Raw genomic sequence first — 19,512 nt, 5'->3', positions numbered from 1 at the left:
ACAAGGGCGGCCCATCGGCCGCCCCTGCTGGCTGTTTCGCTATTCACCGTCTCCCTGACTCAGACCTTCGCCTCCGCCTCCTTCACCGACTTGTTGTACTCCTCGGCCGGCATCTCCGTCACCGTGGCCTTGGCCAGGATGGCGTCGAGGGTCTTGTGATCGCGGATCTGCTGGTACACGCCGCCGACCTGGTTGGTCTTGATCAGCTCCTGACGAAGCTGCTCCGGACGCACGTTCCGCTGGAACGCCATCTGCGCGATGCGGGCATTGATCTCGGCGTCGTCCACGCGGATCTTCAGCTCCTCGCCAGCCTTGTGCAGGATGAAGAACAGGGCCAGGTCGCGGGCCGCGGCCTGGTTGCTCGCGGTCCGTAGCTCCGCCATGTGCTCCTCGATCTTGCTCGAGTCGACGCCGCGGTACATGAGCTCCAGGCGGCGGCGCTCCAGCGTGCGGCCGGCCTGCTGGGCGGTCATCCGCTGGGGCAGGTCGATCTTCACGTTGTCGATCAGGTGCTTGGCGATCTGGCTGTGCATCGCGCCCTGCTGCTGCACCTGCACCCGCATGCCCATCCGGCTCTTGATGAACTCACGCAGCGCGGCCTCGTCCGCCACGCCGAAGCCGTTGATGATGTGCTCCATGCTGGCCGGGATGATCCGGTCCACGCGGTCGGCCGTGAAGGTGATGGTCAGGTCCGCGTTGCGGATCTTTTCGACCTCGTGCTGCTCGGGGCCCTTCGCCTTGATGGTCGCCGTGGCGCCGGGCTTGAGCGCCCCCAGCTGCTTGCTGAAGTTGTCGACCATGATCCCCAGGATCATGCCCTTGCCGTTCTTCTCCGGCGGTGGCACCTGGATCACGGCGCCCTTGAGGTTGTAGAACTCGGTGCCGTCGGTGCCCGTCATCACGGCGTGACCAGTGACGTAGTCGCCCGGCTCGGCCGAGTCCCGGCTCTCGAGGCTGCCCTCGTTGATCTGGAACTTCTTGAGCTCCTCGGTCACCATCTCATCGGTGATCTCGATGATCGGCTTCTTGACCGCGATCCCCTCGAGGCTGGGCAGGTCGAACTCGGGCAGCACCTCAACCTCCACCTCGAAGGCGAAGGGCTTGCCGTCCTCGATCTCCACCTTGTCCAGGTTCCCCCCGCCCGGGTTGCCCACCAGCTTGAGCTTGAGGTCGTCGATCGCCCGACCGACCGCGCTGGTCACCAGCTCGCTCTTGGCCTCCTTGCGGAGGGTGGGCAGGAAACGCTTCTCGATCAGCCAGCGCGGCACCCGGCCCTTGCGGAACCCGGGGAGCTCGGCCTCCACCGCCAGCGTGTCCAGCGACTCCTTGAGCTTCTCGCTCACGGTCTCCGCCGGGATCTCGATGGACAGTTTCTTGCAGCTGGGGCCCGCGTCCGCGAGCTTCACGACGTTCTGACGTTCCTGGGTAGCGGTGGCCATGGCTGTCTCCGGCGATCCTTCCTGTCCGCCCACTCGTGGTGGCGCGGGTCCTGGTCATTGTCAACGGGAAAACGCCCGGTCTCCGGCGACCGGGGGGGAAGGATAGCCGCCCGCCGGCCACCGGGACTGCCCCATGCGTGCCATGGCAGCTCCTGCGTGCCATGGCGACTCCCGCGTGCCATGGCGACGTCTTCGTCGCTATGTCTCCCATCCCAATAAGACGGGAGCACAACCAACCCCAAACCTCTGTAGACTCCCCCCAACCACTCTTATCGGAGCACCTCATGCGTCCGTACCGCACCACCCTCTCCGCCGCCCTCCTCCTCGCCCTCCTCGCCGGCTGCGCGAGCAAGCAGGCCAGCACCACCGCCTCCCCGGCCGCGCTCGGCACCACGGCCCCGGCCACCGCCGCCGCCGCCCCGCAGCAGACCGGCTGGGTCGCGATCATCGACGGCAAGGAAGTGCCCTGCCCCAACATCCCGATGGGCGATGACGCCACCGTCCGCCGCATCCTCGATGAGGGCAAGAACCGCAACCAGGTGATGAACCACCTCACCTACCTCGCCGAGAACATCGGCCCGCGCCTCACCGGCTCCTCCGCAGTGTTCGAGGCCAACAAGTGGTGCATGCGGCAGTACGAGTCCTGGGGCCTCTCCAACATCCACCTCGACCAGTGGGGCACCGTCGGCGTGGGCTTCGACCGCGGCCCATCGGCCGGCAAGCTCCTCGTCGAGCGCACCCGTGTCGAGCCCCGCCGCCGACGTCGCGACGCGGAGAGCACGCCCGCCGCCGAGAACCGCCCGGCGCAGAAGGAAGTTATCACCATCCGCGACTTCGAGCTGACCACCCTGGCCTGGACCAAGGGCACCGAGGGCCCCGTCCGCGCACCGGTCGTCAAGATGCCCAAGACCGAGGAAGAGCTCGAGAAGGTGCAGGACAAGCTCAAGGGCGCGTGGGTCCTCATCGAGGCCCCGCCCGCCAGCGGCCAGCGCGGCATCCGTGACGGCGTCGGCGCCCGCTACCAGATGCGCGACCGCGCGCGCGAGAAGGCCGCGAAGCTCGAGAAGGGCGAGACCAAGGACGGTGATGAGGACATCAAGCTCAGCGTGGCCGAGAAGGTCGCGCTCATCGACGTCGCCGGCTACATCTCCACCAGCCGTGACGAGCGGGTGTGGACCGGCGCCGTCCCCGGCTGGCGCGAGAAGAAGCTCGACACCATCTCCAAGGACGTCCACGTCGTCGTCCGCGGCAGCGACTACGACGCCATCAACTCGCGCCTTGCCGACGGCGAGCCCGTGCAGTGCGAGTTCGACCTCAAGCACGAGTTCTTCGACGGCCCCGTCCCTGTCTACAACACCGTCGCCGAGATCAAGGGCAGCGTTTACCCCGACGAAGTCATCATCGTCTCCGCGCACCTCGACTCCTGGAACGGCCCCGGCAGCAGGGGTGTGACGGATAACGGCACGGGCAGCGCCGTCACCCTCGAGGCCGCCCGCATCCTGATGGCCGCGAAGGCCAAGCCCCACCGCACGATCCGCTTCATTCACTGGACCGGCGAGGAGCAGGGCCTGCTCGGCAGCCGCGAGTACGTCAAGAAGAACGCCGAGAGCCTCGACAAGATCTCCTGCTGCTTCGTTGATGACGGCGGCACCAACTACCAGGGCGGCGTCGGCGTGGCGACCAACCAGGTCGAGCTCATGGCCGCTGCCACCGCGCCCATCAACAACGTCTTCTATGACACCACCGACGGCAAGTTCCTCAACTGCGACGTGAAGGACACGGGCAAGACGATCGTCAGCCACGGCAGCAGCGACCACGCCGCGTTCAACGCCAAGGGCGTGCCCGGCTTCTACTGGGCCGAGGTTGGCCGCGCTGATTACCAGTACGGCTGGCACACGCAGCACGACAAGCTAAACCTCGCGATCCCGACCTACCTCGAGCAGTCGGCCACGAACACCGCCGTGGTCGCGTACCGCCTCGCGTGCGCACCGACGCTGGTCCCGCGGGCCGAGGTCACCGTCGGCGAGTCCCCCAACGCGGCCCGGGCCCGCACCGAAGCCGAGCGCAATGACCAGCCCGCGCCCAAGACCGAGGAAGCAAAGCCCGCCGCCCCCACGCAGAACTGAGCGTCCGTTTTCCCGAACCACCCAGCACCGCACGGCCAGTCCCGTGCGGTGTCTGTTTTTCCGAACTCCGCACCTTCCCTCCCCACTCTCGACCAAGGACCCCACATGCGCCACCGCCGTCTGCTCGCCGCAGCCCTCTCGCCCGTGCTGCTCCTGTCACCTGCCGCCCTCGCGCAGGTTGAAGGCCAGAAGGTAGCCGCCGCCGCGCCCGAGAAGCACGCGGCCGTCCACGACATCCATCGCTGGATCGATGACCGCATGTTCGGCGTCATCATCGTGGACATCGCCAACGCCGACATCGGCGCCGTGATGGAGCAGGTGGCCAACTCAGCAGGCCGGATCGAGTCCGGCGGCGGCATGGACAAAGAGGACTTCGAGCGGCTCAAAAAAGAGTTCCTCGACGCGAAGGTCGTGGCCGAGCAGTGGCTGACCGACATCCGCGCCGCGGGGGCGAAGGAGATCTGGATCCTCCTCAGCCCCGAGCCCGCCTTCTGCATCCCGCTCTCCGATGGAGCCGACGCCGCCCGCCTCAAGGACCTCCTCCGCACCGCCGAGCTCGCCGACAAGGACTCACGCATCATCCAGCGCAGCGGCGTCCTCTTCGCCGGCAGCACCCTCCGCGGCCTGCCCCGTGCCGAAGCCGACCCCGACCGCAGCAAGCAGTTGGACGCCGCGTTCGCGTCGGTCGCCGCTCTCAACGACGGCAAACCCGTCGCCAAGGCCGCGCTGATCCCCACCGACGCCCACCGCCTGGTCATGTCCGCAGTGCTGCCGCGGATCGCCCAGCACGCCAACGTGCAGATCGCCCAGGACCTCAACACCAAGCTCCAGTGGGCCGGCATCGCCCTCTCCAGCCTGCCCAACCCCGAGGCGAAGGCGATCGTCCAGACGACCGGCACGCTACCCGCGCAGCAGGTGGCCGCGCTTGCGAACGGTCTCCTCAAGCAAGCCTCCGAGCAGGCTCCGCCCGGCGCTCTCGTAGAGATCCTCCGCGAGCTCAAGTTCATCGCCAACGAGGACCGCGCCGAGCTCACCATCACCTCTTCTACGACCAAGCGCATCACCGAGGGGCTCGTCCTCCCGCTGGTCAAGGCCCGGGAGGCCGCGCGGCGTGTGAAGGCGATGTCCACTGCCCGCCAGTACCTCGTCGCCGTGCACGCCTACAGCGCCGACAACCAGGACAAGTTCCCCGAGACCCTCGACGACCTCAAGCCCTTCATCGGCGACGCGGACCTCTCGCACCCCGCCGGCAAGGAGTGGGTCTATACCAAGCCCGCTGACAAGCTCAGCCAGATCGAGAACCCCGCCACCGCCATCGTCATGCACGAGGAGTTCAAGACCTGGCCCAAGTCCGGCGTGGTCACCGCCTTCGCCGACGGCCATGTCGAGGTCGTCGAGACCGAGGACCGCTTCAACGAGCTCCGCAAGGCCAAGTAACGCTCCTCCTGTCCCCTCCCCCGCGGGGGGAGGGCTAGGAGGGGTTGGCCGAGCCCACGACGATCTCGCCTAACGCCAAAGGCCCGTGCTGCCCCCCAGCACGGGCCTTTTTCACATTCGACATCCGAAATCCGACATCCGACATTTCCCCCTCCGGCCCCCCTGAAACCGCCCCCCGCCTCTTCCCAACAAGCCTCCACGACCCTATTCCACTCCCCATCTGGGGCGTCCCCGGGCGGGGAGTGGCGGAGCCGCTGGAGTCACTGCCATGGCATTCACCAAGTCTCTCGTCCGTTTCGCCGTGATCGCCGGCCTTGTGGGCGGCACCGCGGCCATCATCATCGGGCCCGACCGCATGGGCGCCCTCTTCGACCAGACCCAGAACTCGATCAACAAGCAGGTCGACAAGGCCATCACCGACCCTGTCGCCCTCCGCGCCCAGATGCGCAAGCTCGAGGGCGAGTACCCCGAGCGCCTGGCCGACGTCCGCTCCGACCTCGCCGAGCTCCAGTCCCAGCGGGCCCAGCTCGTCCGCGAGCGCGAGGTCTCGGCCCGCGTGGTCGAGCTCGCCGTCGACGACATGAGCACCCTTCAGGCGATGATCCAGCGCGCCGAGGAGGCCAGCCAGATCGCCCTCGCCTCCTACGACCCTGCCGACCCCGACGCCGAGCCGCAGGTCGTCAAGATCAGCTTCAACGGCCAGAGCATCCCGCTCAAGGACGCCTACACCAAGGCCACCCGCATCCAGCAAGTGCACACGGCCTACACCAGCCGCGCCAACGACATTGAGCGCGACCTCGGCTACCTCGACACCCAGGAGACCCGCCTCAAGGAGCTCCTCGCGCAGCTCGAGTCCGAGTACGCCGAGTTCCAGTCGCAGGTCTGGGCCATGGACCGCCAGGTCGACTCCATCGCCCGCAACGACCGCCTCATCGACATGATGGAGAAGCGTCAGCGCACCCTCGACGAGCAGGGCCGTTACAAGGCCGCGAGCCTCGAGCAGCTCAGCAGCCGCTTCGCCGACATCCGCGCCCGCCAGGAGGCCAAGCTCGAGGCCCTGGGCACCGCCACCAGCACCACCAACTACGAGGACCGGGCCAAGTACGACCTCGACAGCAAGAAGCCCGCCGAGCTCGAGACCCTCAAGAGCAAGGCCCCGGCCAAGGTCATCGAGATCACCCCGGCCGACATCCGCAAGAACCCCCCGACCTCCACGCAGCCCCCCGCCGGCGCAGTGACGGGCAAGCCCACCGCAAGCGCCCCCGCCGCCGGGACTTCCGGCGACTCGGTCGCCTTGCGGCGCTAAGCCCCTGCGGAACGCCCCGGCCGGGGCCCGTGAAAGTCCGGAGAATTTTCCGGACTCGATGGAACCCCGAACGGGCGAAGGCGGAATATCTACCCGACCCCATCCCGCTACGGCCGCCGGTACTCCGCAAGGACCCGGCGGCCTTTTCAATTCTGCCTCACGCAGAGGCGCAAAGCCCGCAGAGTCAAAACCCCTCTCCTCCGCGCCTTTGCGCCTCTGCGTGAGAATTCTTCGAGTTTGCCGCAATGGAAAAGGCCCCGGAGCACACGCCCCGGGGCCCGTTGATCTGCTCAGCTCCGTCCTGGCCTCAGCAGTGCCCGCCGATCATGCGGAAGAACGCTTCGATGTCCTGGTCCGTCGCGGTGTCGCCGTCCATGTTCACGTCGGGCGTGGGGCACGTCTCGCAGCAGTGCCCGCCGATGCACGCGAAGAACGCCTCGATGTCCTGGTCCGTTGCGTTGTCCCCGTCGCGGTTGAAGTCGCTGGGGCAGAACCGCACCGGCAGCGGCGGCACCGGGGCGTTGTTGTTCAGCAGCACGCTCACGCTGTCGCTGTCGCGGTTGGTGACCGCCAGGTCCGCGGCCCCGTCGCCGTTGAGGTCACCGATCGCAACCCCGTCGGGGTGCAGGCCTGTCGCGATCACCACCGGCGCCAGGAACGAGCCCGTCCCCGTGTTCTCCAGCAGCGACACCGTGCCGCTTGTCTCGTTCGCGACCGCCACATCCAGGTCGCCGTCGCCATCGAGGTCGCCCATCACCATGTGCGAAGGGTCGATCCCGCCGGTCACGAACGAGCCCGACCGAGTGAAGGCGCCGGTGCCGTCGTTCTTGTAGACCACCACGCGGTCGGTCGCCACCACGAAGTCCACGTCGCCGTCGTCGTCAACGTCGCCGGTGGCCACGCCCTCGGGGCTGTCGCTGAACTCGTTGAGCGTCGCCGCGAGCACGAACCCGCCCGCGCCGTTGTTGCGGTGGATGGTCAGCGTGTCGCTGTCGTGGTTGGCGCACACCAGGTCGGGGAAGGCGTCGCCGTCGAACAGCCCCGCCGCCACCTGCCGCGGCTCGTCGCCGCTGGGGAAGGCCGCCGACGCGAAGGTCGCAGCGCCCGTGTCGGTCACCACGCTGAAGGTGTTGTTGTCGCGGTTGGCCAGGGCAAAGTCGGTGTCGCCGTCGCCGTCAAAGTCCGCCGTGGTCATGCCGCGGGCGTTGCTGCCCACCGGCGCCGACGGCCCCGCCACCAGCCGCTCCCCGTTGTTGAGCATGAACCGCACCGCGTTGTTGTTGTGCATGATGAGGGCGACGTCGAGGTCGCCGTCGCCGTCCACATCGCTCGCGGCCATGTCCCGCACCCCCGAGCCGCCGATCGAGTACGACCCCACCTCGTTGAGCGTGCTGCTGAACACGATCACCCGCTGCGGGCTGTCCAGGGCGATCGCCATCTCGTTCTCCGGCCCGCCGAACAGGTCCGCGATGATCACGCCCTCGGGCCGGTAGGTCATGGTGAAGTTCACCGGGGCCTGGAAGTTGATCCCGGCCCCGGCAGCGGCCGCCAGGGCCAGGGGTGCGAGCAGGGCGAGGGTCGTGCAGCTGCGGGTGGTCTTCATCGGTCGTTCTCCAGTCTTTTGCAGGGGGGTTCGCTTCATCCCGCCCCGACACATGGGGCGGCGAACTGCATGCGGAGAACTCCCGGGTTCCCTGCCAGGAAGAAAGGCCGGAAAGAAAACCAAACACGGAGGCACGGAGAGCACGGAGGGAACGCACGGAGGCGGGTGAGGCGTAGAGGAGAAAACGACTCGGGAAAGTGAGGAGCGGGGACACCTCCCAGGGGACGGATGACAGTGAGCGCGGGGTGGAGAGAGTGGCGAAGACGCGGGCGCAATATCCCTTGCCACGGCGGTTTCTGCGCGTCCGGGGCCCGCGGGAGCTCCAATCGTGCCAACGAAAACCGTCACCCCTGGCACGGGAGCTCCAATCGTGCCAACGAAAACTGCTTTCCCAGACACGGAAGCTCCAATCGCTCGAACGAAGACTGTTTTCTCTGGCATGGAAGCTGCAACCGTGCCCACGAAAACGCCTCCCGCGGCGAACGGTGCTCCTCCCGTCCCCGCCTCCGTGCTCTCCGTGCCTCCGAGTTTGGTACCCCCGCCTTCCGCCCCCATGCCCTACAGGGGTGCTCTACCGACAGCTTCCTCCCTGTTAACTGCGCCCTCCGTGGCCTCCCTGCCTCCGTGTTTGTATTCCCGCCTTTCCGCGATTGGCCTCCAGCCCCGCTGGCCGATAATCTGAGGCCCGCTTCATCCGCTGGGATCGATCGGGATGCGCAGGTGCTGCGCCAGGGCAGGGTTTCTCAATCGGCCAAAGGTCGACGGATCCGACCCCCACCCCCTGCCCCGCCGCCCCGCGCCAGAGTCTGACAGACGCCGCCGGAGGTGGCCGTGAGCGCATTGAAAAGGGCCGACGCCGTGTTCCTCGACCGAGTCTTAAACCTGTTCAGCGTCGATATGGGGATCGACCTGGGCACCTGCAACACGCTCGTGAGCGTGCGTGGGCAGGGCATCGTCCTCAACGAGCCTTCGGTGGTGGCCGTGCGCAAGGGCACCAATCAGGTCCTCAAGAACGGCGAGGCCGTGGGCTGGGTGGCCAAGGAGATGCTGGGCAAGACCCCCGGCTCCATCACCGCCGTGCGGCCGCTGAAGGACGGGGTGATCTCCGACTTTGAGATCACCGAGGCGATGCTGAGCTACTTCATCAGGAAGGTGAACGGCAAGAGCAAGATCTTCGGGCCGCGGGTGGTCATCTCGGTGCCCAGCGGCATCACCGCGGTCGAGAAGCGGGCGGTGTTCGACTCCGCCGAGCGCGCGGGAGCGAGAAGGACCTACCTGATCGAGGAGCCCATCGCGGCCGCCATTGGCGCCGGGCTGCCCTTCGCCGAGGCCACCGCCTCGATGATCGTCGACATCGGCGGTGGCACGACCGAGGTGGCCATCATGTCGCTCGCGGACATCGCCACCTGCGAGAGCGTCCGCGTCGCCGGCGACGATATGGACGAGGCGATCATCAACCACATGAAGCGCTCGTACAACATGATGATCGGCGAGCAGACCGCCGAGCGGATCAAGATCGAGATCGGGTCGGCCGCGCCGGTCGAGGCCGAGACCACCATGGAGGTCCGCGGGCGCGACATGATCAGCGGCCTGCCCCGCAAGACCACGGTGACCAGCGAGGAGATCCGCGAGGCCCTGCAGGAGCCGGTCACGGCCATCTGCGAGGCCGTGACCCGCACGCTGGAGCGGGCCGAGCCCGAGCTCGCGGCCGACCTCGTCGAGAACGGCATCTGCATGGCCGGCGGCGGCAGCCTGCTCCGCGGCCTCACCAACATGGTGCAGAAGGCCACCGGCCTGGACACCCGCCTCGCCGAGGACCCCCTCACCTGCGTCGCCCGCGGCACGTGCATCTACCTCGAGCACCTCGAGGAGTGGAAGAGCACCCTCGAGGACGACCTGGCGGTGTAAGCCGTGCTGCAGAACGCGAAAACGCGCCAGCTCCTTCCCCTCACCTTCGTCATCCTGGTGCTGCTCGCCTTCACGCCCGTCCGCTGGGTCTCGTGGCTGTCGAGCTTCAGCCAGCTCATGCAGACGCTGGTAGCGCCCGTGTCGCACCCGCTCGCGGGTCTTTCTCGCTGGCTCAGCCCCGCGGACCGCGGCCCGCCCGACCCCGAGGCCGTGCGGGCCCTCGAGGACACCATCGAAGAGACCAAGGTCCAGCTCTATCAGGCCCTCTCCGAGAACGACCGCCTCCGCGCCATGGTCAAGGAGCTCCAGCGCGGCATGGCCCTGGACCCCGACCTCCGCGTGCTGCAGATCACCGTGCCGGTCATCGGCTCCGCCGGCGACATGGCCGACCCGATGCTCACCGTCCGCGCGGGCCGCAAGCAGGGGGTTGACCGCAACACCATTGCCACCGCCCACGGCCTGCAGCTCGTCGGGCGCGTCGTCGATGCCGGCGACCGCACCGCCACCGTCGCGCCGATCACCAGCAAGTCCAGCGGCGGGCTTTCGGCCGTGATCCTGCTCGACGAGAGCTCCGCCAGCGGCCTCGCCTGCACCCTCCTCGCCCGAGGCGACGGCACGCTCCACGGCGACGTCGAGGACCGCTACGACACCGCCACCAACCAGCCCATCGAGCCCAAGGTCGGCGCCGAAGTCCGCCTCCGCGACCCCAACCACTGGCCGCGCTCGGCCCAGATGCTGCTCGTCGGTCGCGTCGAGTCCGTCGAGCCCAGCCCCAAGCAGCCGCTCCGCAAGGTGGTCACCGTTCGGCCCACCATCCCGAACCTGGAGCGTGTAAGCGAGGTGTACCTCCGCATCGTGCCTGAGAGCGACGCCCCCGCGCCGGCGGGAACACACGCGGGGGCCAAGCGATGAACTGGCTCCTGTTCGTCGTCATCGCCTGGCTGTTCCTGGGCCTCGAGCAGGGCCTCCGCGACGCCTTCGCCCTCGGCGCCCTGGGCTTCGCCCCCAGCTTCGCCTTCGTGCTCATGGCCTTCGTCGCGATGTCCGCCCCGCGCACCACGGTCTTCTGGACCGCCGCGGCCCTGGGCGTGTGCCTCGACCTGCTCTTCCGCCTGCCCATGCCCCAGAGCACCGGCATGGTCACGATCGTGGGCCCGCACGCCATCGCGTATGCCCTGGCCGCGCAGCTCATCCTCTCGATGCGTGCCCTCATGATGCGGCGCAACCCGCTGACGCTCGGCTTCCTCGCGTTCGTCGGCGCCCTGCTCGCCCTCATCATCCTCAACGGCATCTACACCATCCGCGACGCCGCGGGCGCGCCGATCGAGTGGCAGCCCAAGCGCCAGCTCGTCGCCGCCATGGGCTCGGCCCTCTACACCGGCGTGCTCGCCCTCGTCCTCGCGTTCGTGCTGCTGCCGCTCACGGGAGCCCTGGGCTTCCCCGACCACAAGTCCCGCTGGGGCGGCCAGCGCCGGTGATGCATGCGGCTCTCCCCCGCCATCCGCGAGATGCTCGAGGCCACCGCGCTCTTCCTTTCTTACGGCGCGGTCGTGTCGCTGGTCGGCGGCTTCCTGTTCGCGGCCATTGCATGGAGCCATCGCACTTCGCCCCTGTGCATCGCCTGGGGTATGGGCTTGTTCATCGCGTGCGTCATCTGCCGCTTCACATGCAACGCCATCCTCGACCGTGCCGAGGGCCAGTGCATCCGCCGTCGCGACCTCTGCCCCAGCTGCGGCTACGACCTCCGCGGCCTCAAGCGCAACGCCGCGTGCCCCGAGTGCGGCTGCGGCGCCGGCCCGCGGCGTTGATCCGTTACGATGCCGCCCCGCATGCCCGCCCTCCTCTTCGACTTCGACGGCGTCCTCGTTGACAGCGAGCCCATGCACGAGGCTGCCCTGCTGGCCGCGCTCAACGAGGTCGGCATGACCTTCACGCACGAGCAGTACCTCGCGAAGCTCATGGGCTTTGGCGACTTCGACTGCTTCAACGCCGTCGCAGCGATGCAGGGCCGCACGCTCACCAGCGATGACCATGCCGACCTCGCCCGCCGCAAGTGGACTCACGCCCAGCGCGCCATCGCCGCCGGCGCTGTGAAGCCCTACGACGCCACCATCAACCTCCTCCGTGAAGCGAGCCAATCCCTCCCCACCGCCATCTGCTCCGGCGCCCTCCGCCACGAGATCTGCGCGATCCTGGAGCAACTCGGCGTCGCCCATCTCCCCCGCGTCATCACCACCGCCGACGACACGCCGCGCAGCAAGCCCCACCCCGCTCCGTACCGGCTCACTTGCGACCGCCTGGGGATCCCGCCCCGCGAGTGCGTCACCATCGAGGACACCCCCAAGGGCATCGCCAGCGCCAAGGCCGCGGGCGTCAGGGTGGTCGGCGTCTGCCACTCACTCCCCGCCGAGCGGCTGAGCGAAGCCGACCTCATCGTGAACTCCACCGCAGACCTCACGCTCTCGCAACTCTTGCAGCTCCTCTAGTGGATCCCGTCCGAGCCTGCTCCTTCCCCGCATTGTCTTCCTCCGCGCCCCCGCGTCCTCCGCGAGAGACTCCTCTTCCGCCGACCCCGCGAGAGACTCCTCCCCGTACACTCCCCCCATGACCTCCGCCCACGTCTTCGACGATGGCCTCCCGCTCCTTGCCCCGCTCACCGACCTGCGCCCCAGCTTTGACGTCCGGACGGGCGCCCTGACCAACCTCGAGCGCCTGAGCCGCGTCCTAAGCCTCCGAATCAGTTCGCTCCAGGTCCCCGCCCGCCTTGCGCCGCTCATCGCCAAGCGCCACTCGATCCCCGTCAACACCCCGATCACCGGCACCAGCCCCGTCCTGCTTATCAACGGTCGCGCCGTGGTGCCCGCGCCGCGGATGCTCGAGCTCCAGTGCGGCGAGTCGCTGGTTGAATCACGTTCCGGCGACCTCATCGCCGCCTGCCTCGACCCCGCCGCGGCCCAGCACTTCATCACTGACCGCGTCGCCCCACCACTGCGGCAAACCTCGATCGACACGCCCACGCTCCTCGCCCGCCCCTGGCACGTCCGCACCTTCCGCGACGCCGCGCTCGCGATGGACCTCGAGCTCCTCGCCGAGGATCAGCCGCACGCCCTCACCAGCACCGAGCAGCCCGCGCAGGGCCGCCGCTACGACCCCGCGCCCGGCACGCTGCACCTGGGTGGCAACGTCGTCATCGCGCCCACGGCGAAGGTCTACCCCGGCGTCGTCCTCGACAGCGAGCACGGCCCCATCCACATCGCCGACCACGCCACCATCCGCCCCGGCGCCATCCTCATCGGCCCCTGCTACGTCGGCCCGCACTGCACCGTGCTCGAGCGCGCCACCATCCGCCAGGGCACCGCGATCGGCCCCTGGTGCAAGGTCAACGGTGAGGTCGGCGGCACCGTCTTCCAGGGGTACGCGAACAAGGCCCACGACGGCTACCTCGGCGACGCCTACGTGGGCGAGTGGGTCAACCTCGGCGCCGGCACCACCGTCTCCAACCTGCTCAACACCTACGGTGAGGTCATCACCCGCGCCACGCCCCGCAGCAGCAACGAGCGCACCGGCGAGACCTTCCTCGGCCCCGTCATCGGCGATCACGTCAAGACCGCCATCTGCACCCGCATCATGACCGGCTCAATCCTGCACACCGGCAGCATGTTCGCCACCACTGCCCCCGTATCCGGCTGCGTCCCCGCCTTCACCTGGGCCACCGACGAGGGCAAACGCACCTACCGCCTCGACAAGTTCCTCGAGGTCGCGCAGGCCGCCATGGGCCGCCGCAAGGTCGAGCTCTCCGAGCACTACAGGGCCGTGCTTGCAGCCCTCCACGCCGGGGCCTCAACCCCCGCCTGACGCCAGTACACTCGCATCAATGGCCCCCGCGCCCTCCGTGCAAGCCAGCAATCGCCGCGCCCGGACGCTGGTATTCGCCGGGCTCGCGACTAACGTGACGCTGGCCGCGCTCAAGCTCGGCGCGGGCATCGTCGGCAACTCCTACGCCCTCATCGCCGACGCCATCGAGTCGCTCGCCGACATCTTCGGCTCCGCCGTGATCTGGGTCGGCCTCCGCGTCGCAGCCCGTCCCCGCAGCGAGCGCCACCCCTACGGCTACGGCAAGGCCGAGTCGCTCGCCGCCCTCATCGTCGCCCTACTGATGTTCGGCGCGGGCATCGGCATCTGCATTGAGGCGATCCGCGAGATCCGCACGCCGCACCACGCCCCCGCGTGGTGGACGCTGCTCGTGCTCGCCGGCACGGTCATCGTCAAAGAGTCGCTCTTCCGCGCCGTCCGCCGCGCGGCGAAGGACACCACCAGCGCCGCCGTGGAGACCGACGCCTGGCACCACCGCGCCGACGCCATCACCTCCGCCGCGGCCTTCATCGGCATCGCCATCGCCCTCATCGGCGGGCGCGGCTACGAGCAGGCCGACGACTGGGCCGCCCTCTTCGCCGCAGCCATGATTTTCATCAACGCCTCGCTCCTCATCGGCGGCCCCGTCCGCGAGCTGCTCGACGTGACCAGCCCCGAGGAGGTTGAGACCGCGTCAGCGATCGCCGCCCGCGTTCCGGGCGTGGTCACCGTGCACAAGGTCTTCGCCCGCAAAAGCGGCACGCAGTACTGGCTCGACATGCACGTGTGGGTCGACCCCGCCATGACTGTCCGCGACGCCCACACCCTCGCCCACGCCGTGAAGGATGCGATCCGCGAGGCCAACCCCCGCATCAGCGACGTCCTCATCCACGTCGAACCCGCGGCGGAAAGGCCGAACACAGAGGGCACGGAGGGTTGAGGGAGAGGGCAGAGGGAAAGAAGAAGACTTGGGAGAATGAAAAGCGAGATACAGGCACGCTGCGACGGATGTCTTCTCTCCACAATCCCTCTCCGTGCACCTCCGCCCCCCTCTCTGTACCCTCCGTGTTCTGCCTTTCTGTCCGTCGAGAGTTCAAGAGTGCACGCAGCCGAGCGCATCCTGATCATCCGCACCAGCGCCTTGGGCGACGTCGTTCGTGCCTTTCCCGCCCTGGTCAGCCTCCGCCGCGCCTACCCGCGCGCACAGATCGATTGGTTGGTCGCCGACACCTTCGTCCCCGCCGTCCAGTTCCACCCCGACCTCTCGCGCGTGGTCCCGTTCCCGCAGAGCACAATCAAGGCCGCCCTCCGGCGCGGACACTTCAGCGACGTCCTGCAATGGGCCGACCGCGAACTCGCGTCCCGCCGCTACGACATCTCGATCGACTTCCAGGGCCTGCTCAAGAGCGGCCTGCTCACCTTCGCCACCCGCGCCCCCACGCGCGTGGGCTTCGCCGACGCCCGCGAGGGCGCCACGCTCTTCTACACGCACAAGGTTCACGTCCCCGGCGGACGCGCAGCCCCGCACATCGACCGCAACGCTGCCCTCATCCGCGCCCTCGGCGTCGGGCCCACCTTCGCCCCCCGCCTCTACCCCGCACCACCCGGTGCCCCGCTCCCACATGACCCCCAACTCGCGGGCAAGCGCTACGTCCTGCTCTCCCCCACCACCAAGGGCCTCGGCCGCGCCTGGCCCATGGACCGCTACGCCGCCCTCGCCCGCCACCTGCTCGAGCACCGCGCCCGCCTCTACATCGACGCCGTGGTCGCCGTCGGCCTCGCCAGCGAGCGCTCGCAGTGCGCCCCGCTCCTCGCCGTCCACGGCCTCACCGACCGTGTCGGCCACACCACCATCCCCTCGTTGATGCAGCTGATCGCCGACGCCGCGCTCGTCGTCTGCAACGACTCCGCCGCCATGCACATGGCCGTGGGCTTCGACCGCCCACTCGTCGCCCTCTTTGGCCCCACCGACGTCGGTCACGCCGGCCCCCACCGCCGCCCGCAGGATGTGATCACGCACCGACAGCCCCACGAGCACGTCCGCCACCGCGACACCGCCCGTGCCGTGGCCTACATGCACCGCATCACCGTCGAAGAGGTCATCGCCGCGTGCGAGCAGCGTCTCCAAACGCAGAACACAGAGGTCACAAAGAAGTGACAGAGGGCACAGAGCGCGGATCAGGTTTGAACCATGATTCCGCTCCGTGCCCTCTGTTTTCCGCTCAGTGTTCTCGGTGTTCGGCCTTTCGCCTTACCCGTTCTTCCGCTCGAACTCCCGCATGAACTGCGCCAAAGCCTCGCACCCCGCCCGCGGGAACGCGTTATACGTGCTCGCGCGCATGCCGCCCGTCGCCCGGTGGCCCTTGAGCTGGTCCATCCCCTGGGCCTTCGCCTCGGCGATGAACTTGTCGTCCAGCTCGGCCGTGGGGCAGCGGAAGGTGATGTTCATCAGCGAGCGGCTGTCCTTGCGGGCGTGGGCCTTGTAGAAGCTGCTCGAGTCCAGCACGTCGTAGATCAGCTGCGCCTTCTCCACGTTCCGCTTGAACAGCGCCTCGAGCCCGCCCTGCTTGAGGATCCACTTGAACACCAGCCCGCTGAAGTAGATCGCGAACACCGGCGGGGTGTTGTGGCGGCTCTCGTCCTTGGCGTGCACGCGGTACTGCAGCATCAGCGGCAGCTCGCGCGGGTTGCGCTTCAGCAGGTCCTCATGGATCACCACCAGCGTCGTCCCCGCGATGCCGATGTTCTTCTGCGCCCCCGCGTACACCAGCCCGAACTTCGTGAAGTCCGTCGGCCGGCAGAACAGGTCGCTGGACATGTCGCACACCAGCGGCACGCCCGCGGGCACCTTGGGCAGCCGCCACGACGCGTCCGTCTCGCTGGCCCGCCACTCGGTGCCGTAGATTGTGTTGTTGCTGCACATGTGCACGTAGCTGGGCTTCGCCGAGTACTTGATCTCCGCGTCGGTCGGGATGTACGTGTGCTTGCTGCCCCGCCCGTCCCACGCCTCGTTGATCGTGCCGTACAGCTTCGCCTGCTCCGCGCTCTTCTCCGCCCAGTAGCCGGTGGTCAGGTAGTCGGCCGTCTCGTTCTGCGCCAGCAGGTTCGCCGGCACCATGAAGTTCTGGCTCGTCGCCCCGCCGGTCAGGAACAGCACCTTGTAGTTCGCCGGGATGTTGCCGATCTTGCGGCAGTCCGCCTCCGCCTCCGCCAGGATTTTGTCGTACACCTTCGCGCGGTGGCTGTGCTCGCAGATGCCCACGCCCGAGCCCGCGATGTTCCACAGGTCCTGCTGCGCCTGCTGGATCACCTCCTCCGGCAGACACCCAGGCCCCGCCGAGAAGTTGAAGCACCGGCTGCTCGGGTCATTGAAGCTGTTGGCGTTCGACACAGGGCTCGGCTTCGCGGCGACAGCGCTCATCGTTTTCGCTCCTCAAGAAAAGTCCTGAACTGTAGGGCCACGCTCAGGCGGTGGGAGCCTGCATATTCACTCACAAACGCCCCGTCCGCAACCCCACGCATGACTCACATTCACAGGCAGCCCGTGACGAAGCCACCGGCACCTCAGGGATTCACCGAGTTGTCCACCTTCCCCTTCTCCTTGTACACCTGCACGATCCGCACCACTTCCTGCGCCACCGCCAGCTGCGCCTGGTCAGTCGACGCCCCCACGTGGTGCGTGGTGTAAACACCAGCGAGCTTCGCCGTGGCGTTGTCCATCGGCGCTTCCGTCTCCGCGGGCTGGTTCTCATAAACATCCAGCCCCGCGCGGGTGCCCTTGTTCTGCACCGCCTCGCGCAGCGCCGCCTCGTCCACCAGGCTGCCGCGGCTCGTGTTGATGAAGTACGCCCCCGGCTTCATCGCATCGAAGAACTGCTTGCCGAACAGCTTGTTCGTGCTCGGCGCCGCCGGCAGGTGCACCGTGATCGCGTCGCACGTCTTCGCGAGTTCGATCAGGTCCGGTGTCGTGTTCCCGCCCAGCCGAGCGTTGAGCGCCTGCGCGTGCTGCGCCGTGATCGACCGCGACCACACCACAACGTCCATGCCGAACGCCACCGCCCGCTTGATGACCTCCTGCCCGATCGCGCCCACACCGATCACGCCCAGCGTCATCCCCTTCAGGCCCTTGCCCTTCGCGAACGCCTTCTTGTTCCACTTGCCGTTCTTGAGCTCGACGCACTGGTCCGGGATCCGCCGGTCGCAGCAGATCAAGAGCCCCATCGCCAGCTCCGCCACCGCAACCGCGTTCATGCCCGGGCAGTTGCACACCTGGATCCGCCGGCTCGTGGCCGCGGGCACGTCGATGTTGTCCACCCCCGCCCCCGCGCGGATGATGACCTTCAGCCGCGACGCCTTCTCCAGCGCCGCCCCCGGCACCTTGCTCGACCGCACCACCAGGATGTCGGGATCAACCGCCCCGACCACCTCGCCCATCTTCGGCCCCGCCGCGGCGTCGTAAATGACCTCGCACCCCAGCGCCTTCAGTCCATCGATCCCAACCTGCTCGAACTTGTCTGCAACCAGCACCTTCATCGCAAGTCTCCTATGGGAGTGAAGGTTAGCCCATGAGAAAACACCTCAACGAAACACCACGCCGCGGAAACACCCGCGTAACCCGCTGCCCACATCCGCATCTCCATTCCGAATCCGCCCCATTCCCCCTGCCCTCCTCTGTGCCCTCTGTGTGCTGTGTGGTTCAATCCGATTTGACACCGGGCCTCAACCACTGTGGGATACACACATGCCCAAGCCCCAAAAACCCCTCCTGCTCCTCGCCGCGGTCACGCTCGCCGGCTGCGCCTCATCCGAGCCCACCCGCGAACGCACGCTCGCCGGGGTCGAGCGCGCCGAGCAAACCACCAAATCCTCCACCCAGTCCAGCGCCGACCGCCCGCCCGTCATCCTGAACAAGGTCGGCGTCCCCGCCACCGAGATCGATCAGCGCCTCGCCGAGGCCGCGGGCAGTGTCGTGCTCGAGGAGGTCATCCTCGACCGCGCCCTCGCCGACCTCATCACCAGGCACAACGTCACCGTCACCCGGCGCGATGTCGACGCCGAGCAGACTCTGCTCCTCCGCTCGCTCCAGGAGGACGCACGACTCGACGCCGCGCAGGCCCAGGCCATGCTCGAATCCCTCCGCCGCTCCCGCGGCCTCGGACCCGCCCGCTTCGACGCCCTCCTCGCCCGCAACGCCCAGCTCCGCGCCCTCGTCCGCCCCGACGTTGAGATCACCGGCGCGGACGTTGACCGCGCCCTCGCGATCGAGTTCGGGCCCGCTTACCGCGCCCGCGTCATCCGCACCCAGACCGAGCGCGAGGCCGCGCAGGCCCGCGCCGCCATGACCCACACCTTCCGCGAGGCCCCCGACTTGAGCCGCGCCCTCGAGCAGCTCGCCGAGCAGCAGCCCAAGCCCATGAGCGCCGAGCGGATCGACCTCATCGCCGCCTACTTCGCGCAGTGGGCGGTCAAGGTCTCCACCCACGAAACCGCCCCGCAGGGCGGCCTCTTCACAGAGCTCAGCCCGGCCGATGAGAACCTCCCATCCGCCGTGCGGCAGTCGCTCAGCACGCTCAAGCCCGGCGAGATCAGCCCCGTGTACGTCACACGCGACGGCGCGTGGCTCGTGCTGGTTGAGCGCCCCATCACCCGCAGCGGCGCACCCACCGCAGCCGACCGCGACCGCACCCGCGCCCGCCTTACCGCCCGCGCCGAGCGCCTCGCAATGGACCGCCTCGCCCGCGAGCTCCTCGCCACAGCCAACATCACCGTCCTCGATCCCCACCTGCGGTGGAGCTGGGAGTCACGCCCGCAGGACGTCGCGGCCGCCCGTTGAGAAGCACG

At 68.4% G+C, this 19,512-nt stretch carries 16 protein-coding genes; 12 read left to right on the top strand and 4 right to left on the bottom strand.

The features are described 5' to 3' along the window. Positions 1-59: 59 nt before the first annotated feature. The gene (gene tig / locus VD997_00960) at positions 60-1,439 is read right to left on the bottom strand and encodes a trigger factor (GenBank protein HYE60539.1); all 1,380 of its coding nucleotides are present in this window, start codon (positions 1,437-1,439) and stop codon (positions 60-62) included. Positions 1,440-1,723: 284 nt separating this feature from the next. Between tig and VD997_00955 the strand changes: the two genes are divergently transcribed. The 3 genes from VD997_00955 (at position 1,724) to VD997_00945 (ending at position 6,308) form a co-directional block, all read left to right on the top strand. Next, positions 1,724-3,565, top strand: coding sequence for a M20/M25/M40 family metallo-hydrolase (locus VD997_00955; protein HYE60538.1), 1,842 nt, complete (start codon positions 1,724-1,726; stop codon positions 3,563-3,565). A gap of 105 nt (positions 3,566-3,670) precedes the next feature. Further along, positions 3,671-5,002: a hypothetical protein gene (locus tag VD997_00950; protein ID HYE60537.1), complete on the top strand. Its 1,332-nt coding sequence runs from the start codon at positions 3,671-3,673 to the stop codon at positions 5,000-5,002. Between the two features lie 268 nt (positions 5,003-5,270). Then, positions 5,271-6,308: a hypothetical protein gene (locus VD997_00945; GenBank protein HYE60536.1), complete on the top strand. Its 1,038-nt coding sequence runs from the start codon at positions 5,271-5,273 to the stop codon at positions 6,306-6,308. Positions 6,309-6,615: 307 nt separating this feature from the next. On the opposite strand, the gene VD997_00940 is transcribed toward VD997_00945, so the two are convergent. Further along, positions 6,616-7,911 carry a VCBS repeat-containing protein gene (locus VD997_00940; GenBank protein ID HYE60535.1) on the bottom strand — a complete coding sequence of 432 codons (1,296 nt, stop codon included), beginning with the start codon at positions 7,909-7,911 and terminating at the stop codon, positions 6,616-6,618. A gap of 831 nt (positions 7,912-8,742) precedes the next feature. Here VD997_00940 and VD997_00935 point away from each other — a divergent pair. From VD997_00935 to VD997_00900, 8 genes are all read left to right on the top strand, one after another. Next, positions 8,743-9,819, top strand: a complete 1,077-nt coding sequence (locus VD997_00935; protein ID HYE60534.1) for a rod shape-determining protein — start codon at positions 8,743-8,745, stop codon at positions 9,817-9,819. Between the two features lie 3 nt (positions 9,820-9,822). Then, entirely contained in the window at positions 9,823-10,731 is a 909-nt protein-coding gene (locus tag VD997_00930) for a rod shape-determining protein MreC (GenBank protein HYE60533.1), read from the top strand. Beyond that, a complete protein-coding gene (locus VD997_00925; GenBank protein HYE60532.1) occupies positions 10,728-11,297 on the top strand; it encodes a hypothetical protein in 570 nt (189 codons plus the stop codon). Before VD997_00930 ends, VD997_00925 begins: the two co-directional genes overlap by 4 nt. A 3-nt stretch (positions 11,298-11,300) precedes the next feature. Further along, positions 11,301-11,627, top strand: coding sequence for a hypothetical protein (locus VD997_00920; GenBank protein ID HYE60531.1), 327 nt, complete (start codon positions 11,301-11,303; stop codon positions 11,625-11,627). Positions 11,628-11,648: 21 nt separating this feature from the next. Beyond that, the gene (locus VD997_00915) at positions 11,649-12,305 is read left to right on the top strand and encodes an HAD family phosphatase (protein HYE60530.1); all 657 of its coding nucleotides are present in this window, start codon (positions 11,649-11,651) and stop codon (positions 12,303-12,305) included. A gap of 118 nt (positions 12,306-12,423) precedes the next feature. Next, positions 12,424-13,674, top strand: coding sequence for a putative sugar nucleotidyl transferase (locus tag VD997_00910; protein HYE60529.1), 1,251 nt, complete (start codon positions 12,424-12,426; stop codon positions 13,672-13,674). Between the two features lie 19 nt (positions 13,675-13,693). Beyond that, positions 13,694-14,611 carry a cation diffusion facilitator family transporter gene (locus VD997_00905; protein HYE60528.1) on the top strand — a complete coding sequence of 306 codons (918 nt, stop codon included), beginning with the start codon at positions 13,694-13,696 and terminating at the stop codon, positions 14,609-14,611. A gap of 159 nt (positions 14,612-14,770) precedes the next feature. Then, positions 14,771-15,829 carry a glycosyltransferase family 9 protein gene (locus tag VD997_00900; protein HYE60527.1) on the top strand — a complete coding sequence of 353 codons (1,059 nt, stop codon included), beginning with the start codon at positions 14,771-14,773 and terminating at the stop codon, positions 15,827-15,829. A 93-nt stretch (positions 15,830-15,922) separates the two neighbouring features. On the opposite strand, the gene serC is transcribed toward VD997_00900, so the two are convergent. Next, entirely contained in the window at positions 15,923-17,092 is a 1,170-nt protein-coding gene (gene serC / locus VD997_00895) for a 3-phosphoserine/phosphohydroxythreonine transaminase (GenBank protein ID HYE60526.1), read from the bottom strand. A gap of 143 nt (positions 17,093-17,235) precedes the next feature. After that, complete coding sequence (locus tag VD997_00890; GenBank protein HYE60525.1) at positions 17,236-18,204, bottom strand: 3-phosphoglycerate dehydrogenase; 969 nt, start codon at positions 18,202-18,204, stop codon at positions 17,236-17,238. A gap of 208 nt (positions 18,205-18,412) precedes the next feature. Between VD997_00890 and VD997_00885 the strand changes: the two genes are divergently transcribed. Further along, positions 18,413-19,504: a hypothetical protein gene (locus VD997_00885; protein HYE60524.1), complete on the top strand. Its 1,092-nt coding sequence runs from the start codon at positions 18,413-18,415 to the stop codon at positions 19,502-19,504. The last annotated feature ends 8 nt before the right edge of the window (positions 19,505-19,512 follow it).

This window comes from Phycisphaerales bacterium (assembly GCA_035627955.1).
Taxonomy (GTDB): Bacteria; Planctomycetota; Phycisphaerae; order Phycisphaerales; family UBA1924; genus JAEYTB01.
The sequence above is the reverse complement of the archived record's forward strand: the minus strand, read 5'-3'. Positions and strand labels throughout refer to the sequence as shown.

Coding starts and splice junctions, on each gene's coding strand:
- tig (HYE60539.1), bottom strand. CDS start 1,439: ATGGCCACCGCTACCCAGGAACGTCAGAACGTCGTGAAGCTCGCGGAC.
- VD997_00955 (HYE60538.1), top strand. CDS start 1,724: ATGCGTCCGTACCGCACCACCCTCTCCGCCGCCCTCCTCCTCGCCCTC.
- VD997_00950 (HYE60537.1), top strand. CDS start 3,671: ATGCGCCACCGCCGTCTGCTCGCCGCAGCCCTCTCGCCCGTGCTGCTC.
- VD997_00945 (HYE60536.1), top strand. CDS start 5,271: ATGGCATTCACCAAGTCTCTCGTCCGTTTCGCCGTGATCGCCGGCCTT.
- VD997_00940 (HYE60535.1), bottom strand. CDS start 7,911: ATGAAGACCACCCGCAGCTGCACGACCCTCGCCCTGCTCGCACCCCTG.
- VD997_00925 (HYE60532.1), top strand. CDS start 10,728: ATGAACTGGCTCCTGTTCGTCGTCATCGCCTGGCTGTTCCTGGGCCTC.
- VD997_00920 (HYE60531.1), top strand. CDS start 11,301: ATGCGGCTCTCCCCCGCCATCCGCGAGATGCTCGAGGCCACCGCGCTC.
- VD997_00915 (HYE60530.1), top strand. CDS start 11,649: ATGCCCGCCCTCCTCTTCGACTTCGACGGCGTCCTCGTTGACAGCGAG.
- VD997_00910 (HYE60529.1), top strand. CDS start 12,424: ATGACCTCCGCCCACGTCTTCGACGATGGCCTCCCGCTCCTTGCCCCG.
- VD997_00905 (HYE60528.1), top strand. CDS start 13,694: ATGGCCCCCGCGCCCTCCGTGCAAGCCAGCAATCGCCGCGCCCGGACG.
- serC (HYE60526.1), bottom strand. CDS start 17,092: ATGAGCGCTGTCGCCGCGAAGCCGAGCCCTGTGTCGAACGCCAACAGC.
- VD997_00890 (HYE60525.1), bottom strand. CDS start 18,204: ATGAAGGTGCTGGTTGCAGACAAGTTCGAGCAGGTTGGGATCGATGGA.
- VD997_00885 (HYE60524.1), top strand. CDS start 18,413: ATGCCCAAGCCCCAAAAACCCCTCCTGCTCCTCGCCGCGGTCACGCTC.